This is a genomic window from Methylocucumis oryzae, assembly GCF_000963695.1.
Classification (GTDB): domain Bacteria; phylum Pseudomonadota; class Gammaproteobacteria; order Methylococcales; family Methylomonadaceae; genus Methylovulum; species Methylovulum oryzae.
The window spans coordinates 1-5,959 of the sequence record NZ_LAJX01000242.1 but is presented as its reverse complement, the minus strand read 5'-3'; the positions used below and the strand labels follow the sequence as shown (position 1 = coordinate 5,959).

Genomic DNA, 5,959 nt, shown 5'->3' with positions numbered 1-5,959 from the left:
CTACAATATATACTTCAAACGGTCACATTCGGTTTTTAGATAGGTAGGGTGCGCTGTGCGCACCTTTATAACATCATTAAAATCAATGAAAAAGGTGCGCACAGCGCACCAACAACACAAGATACCGAATGTGACCGTTCAGAGTATAGCCACTAACCCTTATTCATCTAATTGTTGCCAGGAGTCACTATGCCAGAACGTCGGATTAACGTATGCATTATCGGAGGTGGGCCATTAGGGATAGGCCTTGCTAAAGAACTCAATGAAGGCAGCTTAGATTACGATTTATATGAAACCGAAGCCGATTTTGGCGGGGTTTGGAATGGCGACGGTCAATGTGGTCGGGTGTATCCGTCGCTGCATTTGATTTCACCAAAGTTTAATACGCAAATACCTGATTTTCCTATGCCGGAGGATTATCCCGACTATCCTAATCATCAGCAAATGCTGGCGTATATCCGCGCTTATGCGAAAACCTTTGGCGTTTTATGATAAAGCCCAATTCAACACAGCCGTCACGCAAATAGAGCCCGAGGGCCACGACTGGTTAGTTACGTTATCAACAGGCGAGCAAAAACGCTATGGTTTTGTCGCGGTATGTAATGGTGCGCAACGGGTACCACGTTTTCCAAGCCCCAGTTATCCGGGCCATTTTAGTGGTGAAATCCTGCATTCTATGCAGTACAAACACCCAGACCAGCTCAGAAACAAACGCGTATTAGTGATTGGTGCTGGCAATTCAGGCTGCGATATTGCCGTTGATGCTGTCCATCATGGTACTCAGGTCTATCACAGTACACGGCGCGGTTATTACTATTATCCCAAGTTTATCGGCGGCAAGCCGACGCCACAATGGATGTTGCAATTAGGTAATAAATTTTCTAGTAAAGCAGAAACCATGGCTTATATTCATCAAGTCTTTAAATTAGCTGGTTTTGATGGTACGGATTACGGTTTAAAAAAACCAGATTATCCGTTAGATGCCGCGCATCCTATTATGAACTCACAAATTCTTTACCATATCGGTCACGGCGATATTCGCGCGCACGATGATGTTGCGTCTTTCGAACAAAAAACCGTGCATTTTATCGACGGTCAGCGTGCTGAAGTCGATTTAATCGTTTATGCCACTGGCTATGATAGGCATTTTCCATTTATTAACCCAGACTATTTGCACTGGAAATCCGGCATACCTGACTTATTTATCCATATCTTGCCAAGAAATTTCGATAATTTATTTTTCTTTGGTTTTGTCAATGCCTCGGCGGGGCTAGGTGATGGCATAAAGCTACAAGGACAATTTGTCCGCAGCTATATCCGCGCTTATTACGACAATAGCAAAGGCTACCAAAAGTTTTTGCAGGCTAAGCGCGAGGACACACCGGATTTAGGTCAAGATTATTATATAGACTCACATAGGCATTTATGGGAAGTCGATTTTTGGAAGTTTATTAAATGCGCAAGAGCTTATAAAGATATGTTAGATGAGCGTTAAGCAAGCATGTATTAACATAGCTTTTATCTATTAATATCATAAAAACAATCAATTTTATTTATCATGATATTGCTCGTATAGTGTTTACCAAGCCGACCTAAGCTGAAAACCAAAGTCGGCGTTAAACCAACTAAAGGAGAATAGCCATGAAAAACGTCTTATAAAAACATCATTAATATTATTGTCGTATGGGCTTTGTCTACTCATGCTGTGATAAGCGCCGCCGAGCAAGCACCTGTTAATGCATTAATCTATAGCAATCCAGCAGCAATTCATGCCATACCGTTTGCGCCTAATCCAATTGCTGACACAATAAGCAAATATGCGCAAATCATTTATGTTAACACCGGTTATGGCCCTGCTATTTACAGCTATGCCCATAATAAACCCCATCAAGTAGAGGCTTTAACTATTGAATACACCAACCAGGCAAACGGTCATGCCATTTACAGCTATCCAACATGGCATTGAATACTCACCTAACCATACTTTAATAAGGCCTGTTCCGTATTTCAAATACGGAACAGCATTATGCCCACCTGCAAATACCAGTTTTTCGTTATTTATACTAAAAACGCCAGAAACATCCAATTTTTTCAACTTTAGTACTGGTAAAACAACCTGCACTTTAGTATAAAAACAATTTCTGACCTAAACTTAAGCCAACACAACAGCGCTCTTAACTGATACTAGCGGACTTAACGTGACTAGACACTCTACGACGACATACACAAGCAACGAGATTGTGCTAGTAATTCATCGACATTTTTGGCTTATCGCGTTGATGTTTATAGGTATTTTACTCGCCAATTATTTAGTTACTGAACAATATACTCATATCTATCGCCACGATGCACAACTCATTAATCTGGCAGGTAGACAAAGAATGTTAGTTTCTCGTATTGCATTTTTAAGTACCCAGACAGACGAACAATCGAATGCAGAGTTAGTTGAAAGCATCAAAACTCTACGCGCAGAATTTACCGAACTCATGTCTAGTCAAGAGGACTTGGCTCATGACGTGAGCATCCATTATTTATATCTTTCCGGTAACAACCCTATTGCGCCTAGAATCAACCAATTTCTCGATGCTATTGCACAAAAAGATACGCAACAAATTTCTGTTTTATACAGAAAATTACTGCCTGATATTAATAATGCCGTTAATGTATTTTCACAACAAGCTAATCATCATGCCGACATTCTTCACAAAATAGGATTAGTCATAGAAACATTTGCGGTTATCTTCGTGATGACAGGCATTCATAGACGATTATTACGCCGCGTTCATCAAGCAATTGCTGAACAGTCACTTGCAACTGTCCAATTAGAACAACAAAAAAGTCAAATTCGCGCTATTTTTGATGCTTCCTCGGTACCTAAGGCGTTACATAGTAGGGGACGTATTCTTTATATTAATCCAGCGTTTACTCGGCGCTTTGGTTATACCTTAGCAGATATACAAAGCTTAAATGACTGGTGGTCTCTTGCTTATCCCGATCCGTCTTATCGTGACTGGGTACGCGAAGAATGGACTAAGCGACTAACCCGCAACCAGCTCGGTGCTCCTTTTGAAGCCTTAGAAGCGCGAATAACCTGTAAAAATGGCACTATTTGCATAGTGCAAATAGAAGCGGTCAGCTTACAAAACGACTATCAACACGTAGATTGGGTCACTTTTTTTGATATTACGGCGCTACATGATGCTACCGATAGATTACAAACCTTGCTAGAAACCGCAAGCGATGGTATCCACGTCCTTGATACTAAAGGCAATGTCATTGAATTTAGTCATGCCTTTGCCCGTATGCTCGGTTATTCTTTAGAAGAAACGGCGTGTTTAAATGTATCTGATTGGGATGCCATGATTCCCAAAAATCTGCAGCTCTCCACTATCGCAGAAATTTTAACCAATCCTACTACCTTTGAGACTAAACACCGTCGTAAAGACGGCTCGGTTTTTGATGCTGAAATTAATGCTAAAGCTATTGAATTAGGTGGAAAAACTTATCTATATGCCTCATCACGCAATATTACCGAGCGGAAGAATATGGAAGCTGAGTTACACCGACGCGAACAATATCAGCGAGTGCTACTAGACAATTTCCCGTTTTTCGTTTGGCTGAAAGATACTGATAGCCGACTATTAACGGCTAATCTGCACTATGCGAGAGTCGCAAAAGTCAACAGCACTAAAGACCTAGAAGGCAAAACCGACTTCGATTTTTTCCCGCACGATCTTGCTGAAAAATATGTTGCCGATGACCGGACTGTTATCGAAACTCAACAATCTAAGCATGTACAAGAGGAGTTCGTCACAGAAACAGGTGAGCGCTACTGGATAGAAACTTGGAAAGCCCCCTTAATCATTGATGGCGAAATTGCTGGCACAGTGGGGTATTCCAAGGATATTACTGAGCAAAGGCGTGCTGAAAACGAAATTAACCGACTAAAAGAGCAATATGAAGTCTTATTCACCGATTCGCCTGATGCTTATCTAGTCGTGGCTTTTGAAGATGGTTGTATCCTCGATTGTAACCGCGCGTTAGAAACCATGATGAGAGGAACTCGCAAAGACATTATTGGTAAGTCAGTCATCAATATTTCACCGCCTAATCAACCTGATGGTAGTCGCTCTGATGTGGCAGGGTTTGAGCACATTATGCGTGCATATAACCAAGGCTACACCTGCTTTGAATGGGTGCATCGCCGCCTAGACAATAGTGATTTTTGGGTAGAAGTCACCGTTTCACGCACCCCTTTTCATGGTCAAGACGCATTATTAGGTGCGTGGCGCGACATTACCGAGCGCAAAGCCATGGAAAAAACAGTTAGCAGAAAGTAGAGAAAGAGCAACGCTTGCGATTGAAGCGACTAAAATTGGTATTTACGAATGGAATGTTAAAAACTGGTGCGGTACATTGGGATGAGCAAATGTTTAGTATCTATGGCGTATCCCCTACCGCTGAGGGCCAAGTGACTTATCAAGACTGGCGTAATGCCGTGTTAGCCCACGAAATAGAGCAACAAGAAGAAATAATAAATGAAATGCTACTCACGAAAAAAAATAGAGAATGTAGACAATTCAGTATTCAACGGCACAATGATGGTGGCATACGTGTTATCGAATCGGTAGATAATTTGCGCTTAGATAATTCTGGCGAACCCGAGTGGATAGTGGGAACTAATTGGGACATCACCGAACGTAAACGCGCAGAACAGCAGACACTTAAATTATTAAACGAGTTAAAACGCAGCAATGCTGAGCTAAATAGCTTTACCTATATTGCCTCGCATGATCTCAAATCGCCTTTACGTGGTATTGACCAATTAGCCACATGGATAACCGAAGACTTAGGCGATAATCTCGATACAGATACCCAAACACATTTAAAGCTGATGCGCAGCCGTATTAATCGAATGGAAATGCTATTAGATGATTTACTAACCTATTCCAGGGTGGGCCGTATCGACCAAGCACCAGAAATGGTAGATGTGCGTGAACTGATCGAAAATATTTTCGATTTAACGGCACATTCTTCAACAATGCAATTACGCTTAGCAGATGACCTACCTATTTTTATTACAGAAAAAAGTACCGCTAGAACTAGTGTTTCGCAATCTTATTAACAACGCGATTAAGCACCATCATAAACCCGAAGGTGTGATTAGCATTAACTGTCAATTACTCAATAATCAGTACGAGTTTACCGTACAAGATGATGGCCCAGGCATTGCGCCCGAACATCAACAACGCGTATTTGAAATGTTTCAAACCTTAAAACCACGTGATGAAGTTGAAGGTAGCGGCATAGGCTTAGCCATTGTAAAAAAATCCGTCACCAATTTAGGTGGAACAATAACACTAGAATCGGATGGGTGTCACGGCTGTACGTTTCGCTTTACTTGGCCATCTAACTTTACACAACAGGAGTTGCTTAATGTCTACTGAACCGGCTCATTATCACGAAATTAGCATTTTGCTGGTTGATGACGACGAGGTCGATGTGATGGCTGTCAAACGTGCTTTTAAAAAACTAAAAATTCTGAATCCGTTAATTCACGCACATAACGGCGAGGAAGGTTTAGCCTTGTTGCGCGATTCAGCGATAGTAAAACGCCCTTACCTGATTTTATTAGACCTAAACATGCCGAGAATGGGTGGCCTAGAAATGCTCAGAGCAATCCGTAACGACCCGTTGCTAGAAGACTCAATAGTTTTTATTTTGACCACGTCAAAAGCAGATGAAGATAAAACCGCTGCATATCACCAACATATTGCCGGCTATATTAGAGTTTATGCACAATAAGCAAAATGGGTGTATGGTGCAATAGTATCCTAATAAAATTTGGAGATAGTGATGTTCACCGAGTCGATGTTACGCAAACATCCTGCATTAGTCCGTGCTTTCACGGGAATTCCAGCGGAAGAGTTTTGGGACATGCTTGAAAAAATGGAAGCTC

Annotated in this window: 7 protein-coding genes; all 7 read left to right on the top strand. The window is 41.5% G+C overall.

The features are described from left to right. Nucleotides 1-189 precede the first annotated feature (189 nt). Nucleotides 190-492 (top strand): hypothetical protein, encoded by a 303-nt coding sequence (locus VZ94_RS31160; protein ID WP_204369212.1) that lies wholly within the window; start codon nucleotides 190-192, stop codon nucleotides 490-492. Beyond that, a complete protein-coding gene (locus VZ94_RS18775) occupies nucleotides 467-1,495 on the top strand; it encodes a flavin-containing monooxygenase (RefSeq protein WP_204369211.1) in 1,029 nt (342 codons plus the stop codon). Before VZ94_RS31160 ends, VZ94_RS18775 begins: the two co-directional genes overlap by 26 nt. Before the next feature lie 195 nt (nucleotides 1,496-1,690). After that, the gene (locus tag VZ94_RS18770) at nucleotides 1,691-1,966 is read left to right on the top strand and encodes a hypothetical protein (RefSeq protein ID WP_239650080.1); all 276 of its coding nucleotides are present in this window, start codon (nucleotides 1,691-1,693) and stop codon (nucleotides 1,964-1,966) included. A 232-nt stretch (nucleotides 1,967-2,198) separates the two neighbouring features. Continuing rightward, complete coding sequence (locus VZ94_RS18765; protein ID WP_131655640.1) at nucleotides 2,199-4,340, top strand: PAS domain S-box protein; 2,142 nt, start codon at nucleotides 2,199-2,201, stop codon at nucleotides 4,338-4,340. A 53-nt stretch (nucleotides 4,341-4,393) separates the two neighbouring features. After that, entirely contained in the window at nucleotides 4,394-5,125 is a 732-nt protein-coding gene (locus tag VZ94_RS23695) for a sensor histidine kinase (RefSeq protein ID WP_052700739.1), read from the top strand. Further along, nucleotides 5,106-5,447: a sensor histidine kinase gene (locus VZ94_RS23690; RefSeq protein ID WP_052700738.1), complete on the top strand. Its 342-nt coding sequence runs from the start codon at nucleotides 5,106-5,108 to the stop codon at nucleotides 5,445-5,447. Before VZ94_RS23695 ends, VZ94_RS23690 begins: the two co-directional genes overlap by 20 nt. Beyond that, entirely contained in the window at nucleotides 5,437-5,805 is a 369-nt protein-coding gene (locus VZ94_RS18755) for a response regulator (RefSeq protein WP_052700737.1), read from the top strand. Before VZ94_RS23690 ends, VZ94_RS18755 begins: the two co-directional genes overlap by 11 nt. Nucleotides 5,806-5,959: the final 154 nt, after the last annotated feature.

What these genes read in the sequence shown, in the direction of transcription:
- VZ94_RS31160 (WP_204369212.1), top strand. Translation starts at nt 190, where the DNA reads ATGCCAGAACGTCGGATTAACGTATGCATTATCGGAGGTGGGCCATTA.
- VZ94_RS23695 (WP_052700739.1), top strand. Translation starts at nt 4,394, where the DNA reads ATGTTAAAAACTGGTGCGGTACATTGGGATGAGCAAATGTTTAGTATC.
- VZ94_RS18775 (WP_204369211.1), top strand. Translation starts at nt 467, where the DNA reads ATGCGAAAACCTTTGGCGTTTTATGATAAAGCCCAATTCAACACAGCC.
- VZ94_RS18755 (WP_052700737.1), top strand. Translation starts at nt 5,437, where the DNA reads ATGTCTACTGAACCGGCTCATTATCACGAAATTAGCATTTTGCTGGTT.